The organism is Acidobacteriota bacterium, from assembly GCA_039683095.1.
Classification (GTDB): Bacteria; Acidobacteriota; Aminicenantia; order Aminicenantales; family Saccharicenantaceae; genus RBG-16-66-30.
The window spans coordinates 86,178-102,993 of the sequence record JBDKSB010000012.1 but is presented as its reverse complement, the minus strand read 5'-3'; the positions used below and the strand labels follow the sequence as shown (position 1 = coordinate 102,993).

Below are 16,816 nucleotides of genomic sequence, written 5' to 3'. Positions count from 1 at the left end.
AATAAAAAAAGGGAGCGGCCGGATGGCCGCTCCCTTTGTGGAGTCGTATGTTTGCGACCCCGGACTCTCCGGGGGTCTTAGTACCGCCGGGCGCCGAAACCGCCGCCGGACCGCGTCGAGCTCGTCCGGGGCTTGGCCTCGTTGACCTTGGCCGCGCGGCCCTTCAGGTCCTTGCCGTTGACCATGGAGATGGCCTTATCGGCCTCGTCCTTGTTCGGCATCTCGACGAAGCCGAAGCCGCGGGATTCCCCGCTGAACTTGTCCTTGATGACGGCGGCCGTCGAGACCGCGCCGAACGCCTGGAAGACTTCCCTCAGGTCGTTCTCGTTGACGGTGGTGGATAGGTTACCCACATAGATGTTCATTCTCGTCTCCTTTCGACGATGGAAAGACTCTCCCGAGCCTTCCCGGTTCTTAAAGATGTTTGAACGCCGTAAAGGAGAGGAGTACGAAACCGATCAGGGCCTCTGGCCCCTTCCTTTAGTCATTCAGGTGTTGATAGCTGAGGTTTCCCTTTGCTAATGAACAGCACCATTATACCACAGTTTCGGGGGCTTAGCCCGGCTTGGCCGGGCCAGGAGCCGCAACTTGCTGATTACAATGATATAAATAGATTTGATAATATCTCGCGGCTTTCCTTCGACAACCTTTTATGGCTGTTCTTCGTTCATAAAGGAGTACCCTTAGAGGAGGTCCCATGCGCCTCGTCGAAAAAATGATCGCAGTTGGCCTGATGTCCGCCTGCCTCTGCCTGGCCGCCGCCGGGCAGGCGTCCCTGGAGGACCAGTTCCGGTCCACGAACGAAGAGCTGGCCCGATGCGTCAAAGCGGGGAACTGGAGCGGGGCCCTTAACGTCCTGGAACGTCAGATGGGTCTCGCGGCGAGCGCCGGGGACCCTCTGATCAAGGCCGGCATCCTTTACAATAAAGCCTGCGTCCTTGCGCTCTCCGGTGAGAAATCGCGCGCCATCGCGGCCGCCCGCGAGGCCGTCGGAGCCGGATACACGGATTACGATAAGTATGCCGCGGATTCCGATCTGGATTCCCTGCGCGCGGATCCGGAATTCAAGGCCTTCCTCGCCGACCTGAAATCCCGATTCGGCCCCCGTCCGCTGGCCTGGGACGAAACTCAGACGCCACCGCCGTTCGATCTGACGTTCGACGGTCCGGAGACCCCGGAATTCGCGGCGATGCGGAAGGAATTCTCGATCGACGCGGTCATCGCCGGTTCCAAGGACGATTACGAGAGACTGCGCCGCCTGACGGCATGGGTCAGCACGCGGTGGGAACACAGCTCGGACCAGACAGCCTCGAAAACCGACCCGCTGACGATCCTCCGGGAGGCCAAGGCAGGCGGCCGTTTCATCTGCCGGGACTACGCCGTCGTCCTGGCCGGAGTCGCCAAGGCCTACGGGATGCCCGCGCGGGTGCTCAACCTGCTCCCCCGGGACGTGGAAACACGGAGCGAGGCCCATTCCGCCGTCGAGGTCTGGCTGGAGCAATTCCATAAATGGGTCCTGGCCGACGCCCAATACGGAACGATCGGAGAGCTCGACGGCGTCCCTCTCAGCGGCCTCGAGCTGCAGGCGGCCTTCGCCGCCGACAAGCCCGTCCGATGCGTTCCGGAAACGGCCGTCTGCGCCGAATGGAAGCCGTTCATCCTGCGGAACGCTTTTTACTTCAAGATCGGCGACGACCAGCGTTCCTACCGCCGCGACTTCAAGCGACAGCTTGTCCTGGTCCCCAAGGGCGCGGCCGAGCCCCATAAATTCGCCGGCGGCAACGAAGGGGTTTTTGAAGGCGCCGTTTATACGTCCAATCCCGGAACCTTCTACGCCCCTCCGAATCGAAGGGTCTTGAAATATTCCGGCGCCCTGACCGAATAAGCGGCCGGCCCCGGAATCTCCGGTCAGGGTCGGGCGGCTTGCTTCGCCGCGAGGCGGAGGCGGCGGCCGCAGTAGGGCTGAGCGTAGGCTTCGAAGTCGGCGCGCGACAGGGTCTCGGCGATTTTCGGAACGCCGTCCCAGACGGATTGCGCCTTTTCGAGGGCCGGGCACAATTCCGGGCCGCATTCGGCGTTTCCCGTCCGGACGCGGATAGATGTCAACACCGGTCTTGGCACCGGTCCGTGCCATCGGCGGCTATTTCCAGAAGATCATCGCCGGGGGATTCCTGGCCTTGGTCGTGAACTCGACGGCCGGATAGCCGGCGGCGATCGCCGCCACGACCTGGTGGTCCTCCGGGATGCCGAAACGCTTCTTGGCCTCGTCGGTCTTGAGGTATGTTCCCACGAAGCCCATCCAGCACGTGCCGAGACCGAGGCTGCGGGCCGCGAGCATCAGGTTCTCGGCGGCCAGGGCGCAGTCGATGTCGGCCGTCGGGCTTGGATTCTGCGTCGAACGGCAGATGAGGACCAGCACGGGCGCGCCGTAGAGGACGTTGAACTCAGGGCTCTCGAACGTCTCCCGGTACCTCGCGAGCGGCGGCACCTGGTCGATCAGGCCGAGCATGTGGGCTTTCGTCCGGCCGGACAGGTCGGCCAGGATCCCGCGGTCCTGGATGACGGCGAACTTCCAGGGCTCGATGCCCATGCCGCACGGCGCCTGCACGGCGGCCTCGATCACCTGCTGGATCAGGCCGCGGTCGACGGGCTTGCTCTCATAGGCCCGGATGGATCGGCGGGTGTAGATGACGTCCTTGATGTCCATGGTCTTCTCGTCTCCTGTGGCGGGGATTGGCGAACAGTCGGAATGTAGCCGATAGCCGGCGGAGAAGTCAAGATGTCGGTTTCGTTGCGGCCCGAGGATCAGAGGACGCGTTTGATCCCGGGGACATGGGTGAGCAGCCAAGCGAGCCCGAACGAGCCGGCCACCGCGGGCGGCGCCACGAAGAGGAACTTGAGCTTCGGAGCGATCGGCAACGGCTGGGCCCGACGCGCGATCGCGCCGGCCACCGGGGTCATCTGCTGAGCCCCCTTCCGGCAAAACTCCGGAAAGCGCGTCCGGACATGCCGCCGTACCGCGTCGTAGGATCGGACATATCCGTGATGTTCCCGCAGCATCGGCTGCAATGTCATTATTTTCGAATCGCGGCGCGTTTATTTGCGTTTAAAAATGCTATTGCCAGGTCAAGAACCCTCTCATGTCCGCCGGCAATATCTTCTTGTGAAATCGTTTGATGAAGATCTGCCGGAATCCCTATTCCTTCCCAACAAAAGCCCGCGGCGTCTTCAATAAGGTTATATGGACACCTAAATGTCCAGCCGTTAGGAAGAATATCCTTATCAACATCAGCAAAAACACCTGAAGTCGCATCCCCAATAACCGTAACCTGAGGCAATGCGCGCATGGCCAAAGTGAAAACCTCGGCTTCACTGACAGAGAAACGATTGATGAGAAGGATCACAGGCTTGGTGTATTGAATAGGTCCTTCCGGTTCCACATACCATTTTTGAGGCGGGCCAAAGTCATTATGCCCATTGCCATTCTTGCAACGCTTCAGCATATACAAACGCTTTTTGTCGGCGAAACGATCGGCGATTGTCTTGCCGACCTCGTCGTCGCCTCCGTAGTTTTCGCGAACATCGATAACAATTCCTTTTGCATCCTTAAACTCATAAAGAATTTGGTCGATGACATCGGAGCTCTGTTCCACGTTCTCAAAATACTGGATATGAAAATAACCGATGGAATCTGTTAACCAACCGGAAAACATGCCAGCAGCACGATCTTTGTACCCATGAAGATATTTGGTTTTGATGAGAGGAAAGAAATCATCCATCGGTGGCATCGCACCCAAAACGCCCGACCGGAAAGAACGATTTGGAGACTCTAACCGGACGTGATTGTCATTCAAGTGGCTAAGCAAGGCGGCCATAATGTCAAAGAGTTCAGTTTCTGAAGTCTGAGAGGATATCTTTGGCCGATAAATCCTGTACAACGCATCCCAGTCAACTCTCTTGGGGACAAATAGAGCATACTTTTTATCGAATGTGTTCCATAAATATTCAAAGTTTATTTCCTGGCTGCTGATCTCTTGTGCTATGGCGGCATCATAAATGGAAGCACTTATCAGGATCCCGAAAATAGCCAAGCAGAGGTTCTTATTCATTTTAGTAACCCTCACTCCGTTTCTTTGGCTAGCCTTCATGCAACCTGCGGCCTCATCCTCTCGGCGCCCTGGCCCAGGCAGGTGATCTGAGAGCCGGCATCGACGCCGGCGACGCCGTCGTTGACGTGGCCGAACAGCATCGCCTCGTGAACCAGATCACGCGGCGTTTCGACGAGATCGTCTTCCTTTCTCCGCTCAGCCCGGATGGATAAGCGGATGTCGATGACATCCTTGATGTCCAGGGCTCTCTGCTCTCCTGTGGCGGGGATTAGCGATGGCCGGAATGTAGCCGATAGCCGGCGGAGAAGTCAAGGCCGTGATTTCCCGGAAAACGTTCAGGCCGCCAGATCACGAATCAAAGACGCCGACGGGTCCCGGTTCGGTCATGGCCGCATCATCTCGTCTTGAGCTCGACGTTGTCGCGGATCCAGTGGGCATCCCACCATTCCACGGGATTGACGAACGTCCCGTGGACGAGCATGGCGAAATGGAGATGGTCGCCGCCGGCCAGGCCCGTGGACCCCGAAAGCCCGAGCGTTTCGCCCCGCGTCACGCCCTGGGACAACGCGACATCGATCCGGCTCAAATGACAATACATACTGAACAACCCCAGGCCATGATCCACGACGACCGTCAGGCCGTGGATGCCCAGCGGGCCGGCGAACACCACCCGGCGCGGCGCGACGCCGGGGAATACCGTTTTCGTGTTCGACGACCGCGGCCGGTCCGTGCGCTCATTTTGCCCTATCGGCCAGGGGCCCGGAGAGGTGCAGAATCCCCGGTTCATGCGGCTGAATGCCGGGGGAGAGATCCCTGTGGTCAGCCTGGGCGGCCGGAAGGTCCTGTTCTTCAATGCGGAGGGGACGGTGGTTCGCGCGGTCGCCCTGCCGGACCTCCTTTTTCCCTTTCCGCACGGCTTCCTGCCGCTCGCCAACGGGGATTATGTCATTGCCTATGTGCGGGTGAAACCGGAGACTCTCGAATTTTCCTCATACGGCGTCGGCCTGTTCGGTCCGGATTTTTCCAGGCGGCGAGAGCTGAAGGCGTATCCCGTTCCGGCCGAGGACGAGCTCAAGACCCCCTTCATCGATTTTCCCCTGGTCGCGGTTTCGCGAACCTCCTTTTTCTTGACGTCCATGGCCTCGAGTCGCGAGATCGAAGTCTATGACTTGAGCGGCCGCCTGATCCGCAAGATCCTGGCGGACTATCCGGCGATCGACGTCCCTCACGGATTCCGTGAGGCCTCCATTCGCTCCCCCCGGACCACCCGTTCTGGAGGAACCTCGCCTTCCCAAGAACATTCCCGCCGTTCCTGGCCCTCCTGGCAGACGATCATGACCGGCTCTGTGCCGTCGGATACGGGCAAAACCAGGCGACAGGCGCCGGCGTCTGCGACATGTTCTCGCCGGGCGGCGTTCGCGTCCTCAGAACAGCCCTGGGCTATCAGAGGCTCCAGCTCGGGCCACCCCTGCGGGACGTCATTATCAAGAACGACCGCCTCTATTGCGTCCGGGAGAAGCCCAGCGGCTTCCCTGAGGTCCTGGCCTTTTCGCTACAATGGACGCTTGACTGATCCCGGGGCATTCTTTCCCTTTCGTTCGATTTCCTCTTGACAAACGCCCGCGGCAGGCTTATTTTTTAAAAGGTGAACAAAATGGTAAACACGCTGAGACGCGAGCTGACCGTCCGGCAGGCCAAGGTCCTCGAGGCCGTCGAGGAGTTCGTCCTCGGGCACGGCTACGCCCCGACCATCCGCCAGCTGGGGGCGGCCCTGAAGATCCCCAGCCCCTCGGCCGTCCTCAAGCACCTCCAGAGCCTGGAGCGCAAGGGCTACATCAGCCGCGAGGACGGCGAGATCCGGGTGAAGGGCCTCCCGGCCCTGGTCGAGAGCCAGGTCCGGGTGCCGGTGGCCGGGCTCGTCCCCGCCGGCGGGCCGCGCGAGTCGTTCGACACGACCGGCGAGGCCATGGACGTGCCGGGCTGGATGGTCGGCCGCCGCCGGGGCAACGTCTTCTGCATCCGGGTCGACGGCAAGAGCATGATCGACGCCTACATCGACGACGGCGACCACGTCCTGCTCGAGCGGACCAACATGGCCAACTCGGGCGAGATGGTCGTGGCCATGCTCGACGACGGCTCGGTCACGCTCAAACGCCTGCGCCGGGCCGACGGCCGGGTCTTCCTCGTCCCGGAGAACCCGGCCTTCCAGCCGATCGAGGCGCCCTCGGCCAGGATCCTGGGCCGGGTCATCGGCGTCATGAGAAAGTACTGAACGGGGGAGACCCCCGAGATCACGCTCCCCTTCGCGGAAGGGGAGAAAAAGGGAATCGGACCGTGCGAGAAAGGGAAGCAGAGGTGTCTTTGTCGAAAGAACGGCCGCGGCGCTACATCGTCCACGTCGACATCGACGCCTTTTTCGCCTCCGTCGAGGTCCTGCTCGACCCCTCGCTCGCGGGCAAGCCGGTCATCGTCGGCGGCCTGGCCCACGAACGGGGCGTGGCCTCGACCTGCTCCTACGAGGCCCGCAAGTTCGGCGTCCACTCCGGCATGCCCCTCCGCGAATGCTATAAGCTCTGCCCCGAGGGCGTCTTCCTCCGCGGCAACTACCAGGTCTACCAAGCCTTCTCCGAGCGCTTCTTCCGCGTCCTCCACGCCGCCACCCCGGACGTCGAGGAGGCCTCGCTCGACGAGGCCTACCTGGACCTCGCCCGCTGCGGCCACATCTACCCCTCGTTCGTGGACGCGGCCCGCGAGCTCAAGCGGCGGGTCGAGGGCGAGATCGGGGTCACGGTCTCGGCCGGGGCGGCGCCGAACAAGATCCTGGCCAAGCTGGCCACCCGCCGGGCCAAGCCGGCCGGCTTCTTCGAGATCCGCGAAGGCGAGGAGCGGGACTACCTCCGCGACCTCGGCATCGAGGCCCTGCCCGGCATCGGCCCCAAGGCCCAGGTCGTCCTGCGGCTGATGAGCGTCCACACGATCGGCCAGCTCTGGGAGCTGCCGCGGGGGACCCTGCACACGCTCTTCGGCGAGGCCGGCGACGACATCTACCTCCAGTCGCGCGGCATCGACAGCCGGCCCCTGGTCGCGCCGACCCTGCCCAAGTCGGTCTCGCGCGAGACGACCTTCCTCGAGGACCTCTGGGACCGCCGCCTGCTCCTGGCCCACCTGGCCTACCTTTGCGACCGGCTGACACTGGCCCTGCGCGAGGACCGGCTCTACGCCCACGTCATCGAGGTCAAGGCCCGCTACGCCGACTTCAAGACCGAGATCAAGCGCCGCCTGATGCTCTCGCCGCTCCAGGAGATGGGCAAGATCTACAAGGTCGCCGAGGAGCTGTTCCTCGAGCTCGTCGAGGGCTCGCGGCTGGCCCTGCGCCTGGTCGGGGTCAAGGCCGCGGACCTGGTGCGCGTCCGGCCCCTGGCCCTTTTCGAGCCCTACTCGGAACGGCCGGAGCGGCTGGGCGGGGCCATCGACAAGGTCCGCGACAAGTACGGCTTCGGCGCGGTGCTGACGGCCCGGGAGAAGATGCTCGACGGCGTCTACGCCTTCGACCCGCGGCGGGGCTACGTCCTCAAGACGGCGTCGCTGACGAAATGAGAGGAGCGGGGGACGCGCCATGTTCACGCCGCTCCGCCTTCATTCGGTCTACAGCCGGGGGAAGGGCAGCGTCACGCTCGAGGAGGCGGCCGCCTGGGCCCGCGGCAAGCGGCTCGCGGCCGCGGCCCTTGCCGATATCGGCAACATCTACGGCTGGGGCAAGTGGAAGCGCATCGCCCCGGCGGCCGGGTTCAGGCCCGTCTTCGGCTGCGAGCTCGAGATCGGGGGGCGGCGGTTCGTCTTCATGGTCAAGGAGCGCGAGGGCTACTCGAACCTCATGGAGATCTTCAACCGCCGGGAGGTCCGCGACGCGTCGGGGCTCATCGCGATCTACGTCCCGGAGGGGGACGCGGGGAACGGGGACGCCGAGGCCGCCATGCTGGCCGACCTGCGCGAGAAACTCGCCCCGGGCGATCTGTACATCGGGGCGGACTTCGGGAACTTCGAGCGGATCCTGGAGAACGGGGGACCGGAAAATGGGGGACACGTCCCCCATTTCCCTTCGCCTTTCGCCGATCTGCCCGTCGTCTGGGCCAACCCGGTCAAGTACCTGACCAGCCCGGAGCGCCTCATCCTTCTCCACGCCATCGAGGACAAGGTCCCGTTCCCGCCGGAACGCGACCGGCTCCTGGGCCAGGTCAGTCTCTTCGGCCCGGACCAGGACGCCCTGGCCGCGCGCCGCTTCGGCGAGGCCGCCAAGGAGGCCCTGGCCCGGACGTTCGAGGTCACCGGGAAATGCTCGTTCGTCTTCGAGAACGTCGTCCCCAGCCTGCCGGCCGATCTCTTTTCCCGGACCCTGCGCCAGGCCGTCACGGAGCGGCTGGCCGCCGCGCCGAGCCTGACCTGGAAGGAGCGCCAGCGGGCCCGGCGCGAGCTGGCGGCGGTCGAGCAGTCGGGCTTCGGGCCGTACTTCCTCGTCGTCCACGACATCGTCGAGTTCGCCCGCCGCCGCGGCATCCTCCACAACCTGCGGGGCTCGGGGGCCTCGTCCTTCCTGGCCTGGCTCCTCGGCATCTCCCACGTCAACCCCCTGGAGTTCGACCTCTATTTCGAGCGCTTCCTCAACCGCGGCCGGCCCGATCCGCCCGATATCGACATCGACTTCGACTCGCGGCGCCGCGACGAGGTCCTGGCCTACGTCCTCGAGCGCTACGGCGCGGGCCGGACCGGCGCGGCCTACGTCTGCTCGCTGAAGGATTTCGGGGGCCGCTCGGCCATCTACGAGACGCTCCGGGCCTTCGGCGCGCCGCCCGAGGAGGCCCGGAGCCAGTCGAAGCGCGTGCCGTATTTCGCCGAGCCGTCGAGCCTGCGGCTGGCCGCCCCGGCCCCGGGCCGGCTCGAGGCCTGGAAGCTGGCCGCGGAGCTCCAGGACGTCTACCACGAGATCTCGCTCCACGTCGGCGGCGTCATCCTGACCCCCGGGCCGGTCGAGCGCTACCTGCCCCTCGAAACCTCGGCCAAGGGCCTGCGCATGACCCACTTCGACAAGGACGCGGTCGAGGACCTGCGGCTTATCAAGCTCGATCTCCTCTCGGTGCGGGGCCTGGCGGCCATCTCGGAGACGAAGGAGAAGCTCCGGCTGGGGAGCCTGCCGCCGGACGACCCGGCGACGTACGCGGCCCTGCGGGCGGCCCGGACGGTCGGCTGTTTCCAGGTCGAAAGCCCGGCCATGATGAACCTGCTGCGGCGCATGAAGCCGGCGGACATCCACGAGATCACCCAGGCCCTGGCCCTGGTCCGGCCGGGGCCGACCGAGAGCGGCATGAAGGAAGCTCTCCTGCGGCGGCGCGGCGGGCGGGGAGCCGCGAGACCCGGGAGTGCTCCCCAGGGCTCCGCGTCCCCGCCGAACGGGCCCTGGCCCGGCGACGACGCCTTCCTGGCCCGCATCCTGCCCGAGACCGGCGGCATCCTTCTATACGAGGAGCAGGTCATGCAGATCGCCGAGCGGGTGGCCGGCCTGCCCCCTGAGGAAGGCGACCTGCTGCGGCGGAGCCTGAAGAAACGGCGGGGCGGCGACCCGGCGCTCCGGGCGAAGTTCGCCCGCGAGGCCGGCGAGCGCGGCTACGCCGCGCCTGACGTCGAGCGGCTGTGGAAGACCATGGAGAAGTTCTCCTCTTACTCCTTCAACAAGGCCCACAGCGCCTCGTACGCCGCCATGGCCTACCAGGCCGTCTATCTCAAGGTCCATCGGCCGGCGGCCTATTTCGCGGCCGTGCTCAACGCCGGCGGCGGCTACTACGAGCTCGCGGAGTACGTCGCCGAGGCCAAGCGGAACGGCCTGCGCATCCTCGGGCCCGACGCCAACCGTAGCGCCGCCGGCTTCGAGGTCGAGAACGGCGCCATCCGCGTCGGCCTGGCTTCGATCAAGGGACTGGGCCTCAAGACGATCGAGCGCCTCCTCGACGAGCGGGCGGCGGGCGGCGAGTACCTGTCGATCGAGGACGTCCTGGCCCGGACGAAGCCCGGCAAGGCCGAGCTCCTGACGCTCATCAAGGCCGGCGTCTTCGACTCGCTCGAGCCGCGGCGGACGCGCCAGGTCCTGCGCTACTTCCGGGGTCTCGAGCACATGGAGGAGGTGGCCGACATCGCCTCGGACGAGAAGCGACGCATGCTCTTCGAGTCCCTCGGCTTCCTGCCGGACGGGGACGACCTCGATCTCTATCAGGGCAAGCGGCCGGACCTCCGGGTCAAGGACCTCAAGGACTGCGCCGGGGCCATGGTCGAGCTTGTCGTCCGGGTCGTCGACGCCCGCCAGCGGCTGACCTACCACCCCCAGCCCGGGGGCAACGGCGGCAGCGGCTGCGGCGCGTCCGGCGGAAATGGATGGGGGACCGGCCGGCACGGCGGCGACGGGGAGCCGGGGCCGGGAGGCTACGGGAGCCAGGGCGGTGCAAAGTATTTTTACATGTTCGAGGACGAGACGGGCCTGCTAGAGGGCGTCGGGGAGACCGGCTGCGTCACCTATGGGACGCCGCCCGTCTGCTTTTTGCGCGGCGAGGTCCGCAAGGACGGGGAGGGAGTCCCCAAGATCACCAGATGCGCTTTCCTGAGGTCCTTCTGATGAGGAGCGGGGCCGCTTTCCCGAGGAACTGGGTCCGGCCCCGGACCAGGGCGTCGGCGGAGGTGAGGAAATGGCACAAAACCGGCACTTTACCGGATCGGACGACAATGAACGCTCGCCAAGACCAGCGGGGACGAGCGGCACGGAGGCCGAGATGAGCGCTTACCGTTTTTCGGCATACGTCATTCGCGACACGGAGGGCTGGGTCGCCTGCTGTCCGGAATTCCCGGACTGCCGGGCCCGCGGCGAGACCTACGAGCTGGCCCTGGGCAACCTCCGCGAGGCCATCCGGATCTGCGTCGAGGACGGCCTCGGCGACGACGAGGCGCCGCCGCAGCACGCCGACCCGTCGTTCACGACGCTCAGCCTCTGAGCCCGGCCGTCAGCCCGTCCCGTTCCCGGCCGTCGCTATAAATCCTTTATCGCCCTGACGCTGTCAGCCTTTCGATGGCCGCGGCGACCCTTTCCCGGCAGCGCAGCAGGTCGAGCGGGTCCTTCGTGTACTCCTGGCCGCTGGTGAAGAGGGCCGGCGGGAAATCGAGCAGCTTGGCGGCCTCGGCAGCCGCGGCCTTGAGCCCGGGCTTGCCCTTGGCCGCCGCGACCGCCTTCTCGAGCAGCACGAAGTATTCGTAATCCTCGATGCCCTCGCGCAGGACCTCCCAGCGGACGGAATCGACCGGACCGCAGAGGTACTTGGTCTTATCCAAGGCCGGATCGCGGTTGGGGGGATAGAGGAAACGGCCGTCGCCGTTTCCCCAGTGGCTGACCTGGCCGAACGGGGTGCCGTAGCCGACCGTGTAGGACATCGGGTCCTGCCACGGGTTCTGGAGGATGCCCGGCGGGAACAGGGTCGGGCTGTTCCAATAGTCGGCCCGCCAGACGAGGATGCCCTTGAGCCCCCAGGCGTAGGACATCCACAGCCACATCCTCATGTTGACCGCCGGGTGGTCGATGAAGAGCGTCACCCAGGGCGCCTTGGGGCCGGTGCAGAGGTAGGACCAGAACTCCCGTCCCTTCGGCGCCAGCTCGGCCACGGCCTTGGGATCGACCCGGTGGAAGATGGTGCAGCCGATCTCCGAGACGTCCATGATCTCCGGCCCGGGCCGGTGCTCGGTGATGAAGCGGGTCAGGCGTGGCGCGTTCCGCCGGATGTCGAGCATGCCCTTGCGGACGAACGGATAGTCCTTGGGATCCGGCTCGTCGAACCAGTAGACGTACTCGCGGCCGAGCCAGCCCTTCGCGGCCAGGTGCTCCTCGACGATCCGGAGATATTGGCTGATGAGCCGGTCGTATTCCGGCGTCCCCTGGCGGAAGCCGCAGAACATCCCTTCCCGGCGGCTGTGGAACGATCCGCTCCCCAGCCCTTCGAGATGGAGGTCATAGGCGTTGAAACCGAGCTCGTCGAGGCCCCTGCGGGCGCCCCGGTCGAACTCGGCGAAATCGACCGCGATCCTGATCCCGTCGAGCGGCATCTCGAGATCGCCGCCCTCCAGGAGGTTTCCGGGATCAGCCGCGGCCGTCTTCGCCGCGCTCCGGAGAACGATGTCGTCGAACCAGGCCGTCCCTTTCATTGTGCCGGCTTCGTCGCGGAAAGTGGGGAAGAGGCTCAGCCGGACGGTCGCGGCATCGCCGGGGAGGGCCGGGATCGCGACCGTCTCCGCCTTCCAGCCCGTCGACCCGTCGAAAACCCGGACCAGGTTCGCGCCTGCGATCCACGTTCCCTCGGGAGTGTCGAACTCGCAGAGGACCGTGTATTTCTGGCCGGCTTCGGCCGTCCGGGCCCAGAAGGCGAGCTCGAGGGGCGCGCGGCCGGCCACGGGGACGGGCGCGTCATACTCGGCGGCGACGTTCTCCGACACGGTGTCGTCCGTGATCCGGAGGGCCCGGCGGCCGCCATGGACGCCCTCGCTGACGAATTCCCCGCCCTTCCAGAAGAGCCCGGTCGTCGCGACCTTCATCGGGTAGAGCTCGAAAGGATCAGTCGGGGCGACGCGGTGCTCGCGCAGGTCCTGGTAATAGAGATCGACGACCTTCTCCAGCTCCTCGCGAGTCTCCAGGTTGTGGTAGGCCTTGATGTCCCCGGTCGGCAGCCCGAACGACGACCGGACGGAGGGCTTCTCCGGCAGGGTGAAGCCCCGGACCGTGAGCTCGACCGGGACCCGGCAAGACCAGCCTCCCGCCGAGAGCCTGACCTCGCCCTTGTAGAGCCCCGGCGCGGCGTCCTTGGGGACGCGGACCGTGATCCAAAGGGGATGGTTCTCGCCTCCGGCCGCCGCAAAGGGCCCGCCGTACGGCGGCAGCGGGTCCGGCCACCAGCCCGCCTTTCCGGCCGAGTCCGTCGGCGTCGTCACCTTGACGTACTCGACGTGGCGGACGGAGATGTCCGCGGCGGCGATGGCCGCGCCCTTATCGCCGGCCAGGGGACCGGCCGCGACGCGGACATCGTCCATCCGGACCGGCGGCCTGAGGACGAGAAGGAACGGCTCGTACTCGTTCCGGGCCGCGGCGATGCGGACGACGCCCTGGATCGCGGCCGGGACCGGATCGTCGCGCATGACCTTGTAAGCGCCTTCGGCCCACCAGACGGCGCACGGCCGGCCTCCCTGGACGAGGTAGCCGTAGCCGGCGTCGCCCGCCTCGGCTGGGAGCACGGAAGCGATCAAACCAAGGAGCAAGCCTGCTAGAGCGACGGCTCCCATGCGAGCGCGAAGAATCATGACATCCTCCTCAATCCAGCTTTTTGACCCGCCGGGCGATGGCTTTCCGCATCTTCTCATTAGCGGGAGGCGGCCCCATGCGGATGGACTTGCCGTCGACGAAGATGGCGTCCGGTTCGCCCCATTCCTCGAAAACGTTCCTGTCGGAAGCATCGACCGCCCTGAATTCGACGCTGTCGCCGAATTCCGCCGCGGCGCGCCTGGCCCGCTCGAAGGCCATGTTCATCCCCGGGCACCAGCCGTTGACGAGCGCGGTGACGGTCACCTTTCCCGGTTCCGCCCCCGGCGCCTTCTTGCCGCGGATCCGGCGGGGCGGCTCGGCGTCATCCGCGAGGCAGACGCAGAATTCGGATTCGCGTTCGGGGGACAAGGAAACGATCTGCATAGCCTACTCCCGTGGCGTCGGCAGCCGCGGAGATCGGGCGCGCATGAAGCCCTTTTTCGCGCGACAGGGCCACATTAGAGAACGCGGCAGGGGATTGTCAAGGGGCCCAGCCCGCGGCGGAACGAATCTGGATGCCAGAGGGCGGCGAAAGTCGTATCATGGGCCCGATCCGGAGGCGGAGGGAAAATTTCCCATGTTCAGACAAATCGGGCCGCCGGCCGGGTCCTTATAGGCGAGATCGAAAAGGCGATCGTTGAACCTCGACGAGCTGTATGAACGCCATGGAGAGAGCCTCTACCGCTATCTTCTCTTCAAGCTCGGATCGGCCGAGGACGCCGAGGACGTGCTCCAGGAGGCCTTCTGCCGCTTTGCGCGCTGCGACTTGCGCTGGCGGCTCGTCCGGGACAAGCGGGCCTTTGTCTTCCGCGTCGCCCGCAACGAAGCCCGCCGGTTCCTCAGGCGCAAGATCGTCCGCCGGCAGGGGGAGAGGATGATCATGAATGGCGGCGCCGGCGTTTTCGCTTCCGTTATGGCTGCTCCCGAGGAGACGGACTCGGTCCTGCTTGTCCGGTGCGCCGAGACGCTGCCGGCCGAGCAAAAGGAGGCCGTCTTCCTGAAGATCTTCGACGGGCTCACGTTCCGGGAGATCGCCTCCGTCTGCGGCGTATCGGCCAACACGGCGGCCAGCCGCTACCGCTACGGGATCGGGAAGCTGCGCGAGGCAGTCGGGGGGAAGACGTGAAGGATGGAAGGATAAGGACGGCCGGGCCGGGCTCGGGCTCGCCGGAAATCGAGCGGGAACTGCGGCGCCTCGCGACAGGCCCCGTGCCGCCGGGGCTGCGCCAGCGGGTCCTAAAGCGCGCCGCCGAAGCCCGGCGGAGGACGGCCCTGGCTCCGTGGATGCGGTTGGTCGCGGCCGGCTGCTCGATCCTGATCGCGGCCGTCCTCCTGGCCGATCCGCCGGCCCGCCGGCATGAAGCGGCCCGCCTGGCCGCCTTGCTCGACGGCCGGACGGCCCCCATGACGGCGGACGGTGAGGCCGGCGTCGTGGCCGAGGCCGTTGGGGGAAGCGAGGGGGCGGCGGAAGCTGCCCGGGCGGTTCGGCTCGGGAACCTGGCCGCGGCCGCGTCACGAAGGGAACAGGAACGTCAGGTCATCGAGGCCCGCAGAGGGCTGAAGGGATGGCTCACCGATGAAGCTGCTGAAGATCTTGAGTAGGATCGGACTGGTTCTCCTGATCGTCGTCGCGGCGGTCGTTGTCTTCCGGGCGATCCTGAACTATACGGAAGGCCGGGCGCTGTCCCGGGCCCTGGCCCGGCTCAAAGCCGAAGGGGTGCCTCTGACGGCCAAAGAACTGGCAACCGCCTGCCCCGACGAAGACAACGCGGCGCGACTTTGGAAAGCCTTCGAGAACATCGTGACGATCCCCGGAAGGGCGGCCGGAAACCAGGCTTCTCGATCCCGCCGGGATAAGGTGGCTGTGGGGAAGCTCATCGGCCGGGCCTGGACCGATTTCACCTCGGGCCGGCCGCTGGCCCAGGCCGACAAGGCCGCGCTCAGGGACGTGATCCTCGAGAACCGGAAGGCCTTCGAGCTACTGACCCAGATGGGGGACAAACCGTGTTTCCTCTACCGGGATCCCGCGGGGCCCCTCCTCGAAAGTCTGACACCGTCCGCGATCCAGTCGATGCAGACGGCCAAGCTCCTCTGCTTCGCGGCCATCTTGAGCGCCGAAGACGGGGACATGGGCGGCGCGGTCGACAGGCTCGTCACGGGGCTGAAGTTCGCGCCTCTCATGGCCCGGGAAGGGACCCTGATCGCCTTCCTCGTCCCGTTGGCCGAGACCCGTCTGCTCGCCTGGTTCGCCGGCGAGGCGGCCCGCGGCCGGGCCATCGGGGAGGCGGACCTCGATCGCCTGATGAACGCCCTGGATCCAGGCCCCTGGCGTGAACGGCTGGCCTGGGCCTTCCGCGGCGAACGAGTCATGTCCGTGGAAATGGGGCAGTACGCTCTCCGGGGCGGTCTGAACGATCTTGGCTCCGTGTATGAAGGACGGAGCTGGCTGAGGAACCTCGGCCTTTGGGTCATCCGGCCTCTCATAATGAGGGATATCCGCTATAATCTGCCGGAATACGGCTTTCTCGAGACGCAAGCGAAAGCGCCCTACTATCGGAGCCGCGAACCCTTGCGGGCCCGCCAGCTCGAGCTCGACCGGCGTCCCTGGTACGCGTACTGGTCCAAGCTGCTGATCGACAATTTCGAAGTGGTCTTCATGAAGGAGGCGCTGACCGAGGCAACGCTGCTGGCCGCCCGGACAGGCCTGGCCTGCCGCCTTTACAGGAGCCGGGTCGGCAGCTATCCCGGGAGCCTTGGGGCCCTTGTCCCGGGCATCCTGAAAGAGGTCCCCGTCGATCCGTTCACCGGCCAGCCATTCGTTTATCGCCGGGACGGGGAGGGATTTATCGTCTATAGCCTGGGCTCGAACCAGAAAGACGACGGCGGCCGCTCGACGTACATGATCACGCAGCTGGTCATGGAGAAGGACGACGACGTGCCGTGGAGGGAAACGAGATGAGCGAGAAGACCATACCCTACCGGGCCATCGATTGGAACGCGGTTCCGCGGACGGAATACGCGGGCGAGACGGGCACGTCCTTCTGGCGGACGGTCCAGATCGGCGAGCTGCGGATCCGCATCGTCGAGTATTCGCCGGGCTACCTGGCCGACCACTGGTGCCGGAAAGGGCACATCGTGCATTGCCTCGACGGCGAATTCGTCAACGAGCAGGAGAACGGCGACCGGACGGTCATGACCAGGGGCATGACCTACGTCGTCTCGGACGGGGCCAGTTCGCACCGCTCGCGGACGGAGGTGGGGGCGACGCTCTTGATCGTCGACGGGGACTTCCTGAAGCCGGAATGACCGCAGGATCAAGTCCTTCGGGACG

General features: G+C 65.6%; 17 protein-coding genes. 10 read left to right on the top strand and 7 right to left on the bottom strand.

Going from position 1 to position 16,816, the window contains the following annotated elements:
- Nucleotides 1-77: 77 nt before the first annotated feature.
- Nucleotides 78-365: an RNA-binding protein gene (locus ABFD52_08355; protein MEN6560769.1), complete on the bottom strand. Its 288-nt coding sequence runs from the start codon at nt 363-365 to the stop codon at nt 78-80.
- A 332-nt stretch (nt 366-697) separates the two neighbouring features.
- On the opposite strand from ABFD52_08355, the gene ABFD52_08350 reads away from it, so the two are divergent.
- Nucleotides 698-1,885, top strand: coding sequence for a transglutaminase domain-containing protein (locus tag ABFD52_08350; GenBank protein MEN6560768.1), 1,188 nt, complete (start codon nt 698-700; stop codon nt 1,883-1,885).
- A gap of 255 nt (nt 1,886-2,140) precedes the next feature.
- Here the strand turns inward: ABFD52_08350 and ABFD52_08345 are convergent, their stop codons facing one another.
- The 4 genes from ABFD52_08345 to ABFD52_08330 all read right to left on the bottom strand — a co-directional run bounded on the left by ABFD52_08345 (nt 2,141) and on the right by ABFD52_08330 (nt 4,779).
- Nucleotides 2,141-2,707 (bottom strand): nitroreductase, encoded by a 567-nt coding sequence (locus tag ABFD52_08345; protein MEN6560767.1) that lies wholly within the window; start codon nt 2,705-2,707, stop codon nt 2,141-2,143.
- 98 nt (nt 2,708-2,805) lie between these two features.
- Entirely contained in the window at nt 2,806-2,961 is a 156-nt protein-coding gene (locus ABFD52_08340; GenBank protein ID MEN6560766.1) for a hypothetical protein, read from the bottom strand.
- 113 nt (nt 2,962-3,074) lie between these two features.
- Complete coding sequence (locus tag ABFD52_08335) at nt 3,075-4,109, bottom strand: S41 family peptidase (protein MEN6560765.1); 1,035 nt, start codon at nt 4,107-4,109, stop codon at nt 3,075-3,077.
- Between the two features lie 394 nt (nt 4,110-4,503).
- Nucleotides 4,504-4,779 (bottom strand): M23 family metallopeptidase, encoded by a 276-nt coding sequence (locus tag ABFD52_08330; GenBank protein MEN6560764.1) that lies wholly within the window; start codon nt 4,777-4,779, stop codon nt 4,504-4,506.
- Nucleotides 4,780-4,894: 115 nt separating this feature from the next.
- On the opposite strand from ABFD52_08330, the gene ABFD52_08325 reads away from it, so the two are divergent.
- The 5 genes from ABFD52_08325 (at nt 4,895) to ABFD52_08305 (ending at nt 11,140) form a co-directional block, all read left to right on the top strand.
- The gene (locus ABFD52_08325) at nt 4,895-5,722 is read left to right on the top strand and encodes a hypothetical protein (GenBank protein ID MEN6560763.1); all 828 of its coding nucleotides are present in this window, start codon (nt 4,895-4,897) and stop codon (nt 5,720-5,722) included.
- 41 nt (nt 5,723-5,763) lie between these two features.
- Nucleotides 5,764-6,381: a transcriptional repressor LexA gene (gene lexA, locus ABFD52_08320; protein ID MEN6560762.1), complete on the top strand. Its 618-nt coding sequence runs from the start codon at nt 5,764-5,766 to the stop codon at nt 6,379-6,381.
- An 83-nt stretch (nt 6,382-6,464) separates the two neighbouring features.
- On the top strand, nt 6,465-7,706 hold the full coding sequence (gene dinB, locus ABFD52_08315; GenBank protein ID MEN6560761.1) for a DNA polymerase IV: 1,242 nt from the start codon (nt 6,465-6,467) through the stop codon (nt 7,704-7,706).
- A 19-nt stretch (nt 7,707-7,725) separates the two neighbouring features.
- The gene (locus ABFD52_08310; protein ID MEN6560760.1) at nt 7,726-10,767 is read left to right on the top strand and encodes a PHP domain-containing protein; all 3,042 of its coding nucleotides are present in this window, start codon (nt 7,726-7,728) and stop codon (nt 10,765-10,767) included.
- Between the two features lie 154 nt (nt 10,768-10,921).
- Entirely contained in the window at nt 10,922-11,140 is a 219-nt protein-coding gene (locus ABFD52_08305; protein MEN6560759.1) for a type II toxin-antitoxin system HicB family antitoxin, read from the top strand.
- Between the two features lie 46 nt (nt 11,141-11,186).
- On the opposite strand, the gene ABFD52_08300 is transcribed toward ABFD52_08305, so the two are convergent.
- A complete protein-coding gene (locus tag ABFD52_08300) occupies nt 11,187-13,418 on the bottom strand; it encodes a glycoside hydrolase domain-containing protein (GenBank protein ID MEN6560758.1) in 2,232 nt (743 codons plus the stop codon).
- A gap of 76 nt (nt 13,419-13,494) precedes the next feature.
- Nucleotides 13,495-13,869: a hypothetical protein gene (locus ABFD52_08295; protein MEN6560757.1), complete on the bottom strand. Its 375-nt coding sequence runs from the start codon at nt 13,867-13,869 to the stop codon at nt 13,495-13,497.
- A 253-nt stretch (nt 13,870-14,122) separates the two neighbouring features.
- Here ABFD52_08295 and ABFD52_08290 point away from each other — a divergent pair, with 253 nt between their 5' ends.
- Genes ABFD52_08290 through ABFD52_08275 form a run of 4 tightly spaced genes read left to right on the top strand, consistent with a single transcriptional unit; the run spans nt 14,123 to nt 16,791 of the window.
- Complete coding sequence (locus ABFD52_08290; protein ID MEN6560756.1) at nt 14,123-14,611, top strand: sigma-70 family RNA polymerase sigma factor; 489 nt, start codon at nt 14,123-14,125, stop codon at nt 14,609-14,611.
- A complete protein-coding gene (locus tag ABFD52_08285; GenBank protein MEN6560755.1) occupies nt 14,608-15,087 on the top strand; it encodes a hypothetical protein in 480 nt (159 codons plus the stop codon). Before ABFD52_08290 ends, ABFD52_08285 begins: the two co-directional genes overlap by 4 nt.
- Nucleotides 15,062-16,444 (top strand): hypothetical protein, encoded by a 1,383-nt coding sequence (locus tag ABFD52_08280; protein ID MEN6560754.1) that lies wholly within the window; start codon nt 15,062-15,064, stop codon nt 16,442-16,444. Before ABFD52_08285 ends, ABFD52_08280 begins: the two co-directional genes overlap by 26 nt.
- Nucleotides 16,441-16,791 carry a DHCW motif cupin fold protein gene (locus tag ABFD52_08275; protein ID MEN6560753.1) on the top strand — a complete coding sequence of 117 codons (351 nt, stop codon included), beginning with the start codon at nt 16,441-16,443 and terminating at the stop codon, nt 16,789-16,791. The genes ABFD52_08280 and ABFD52_08275 overlap by 4 nt, the downstream gene beginning before the upstream one ends.
- Nucleotides 16,792-16,816: the final 25 nt, after the last annotated feature.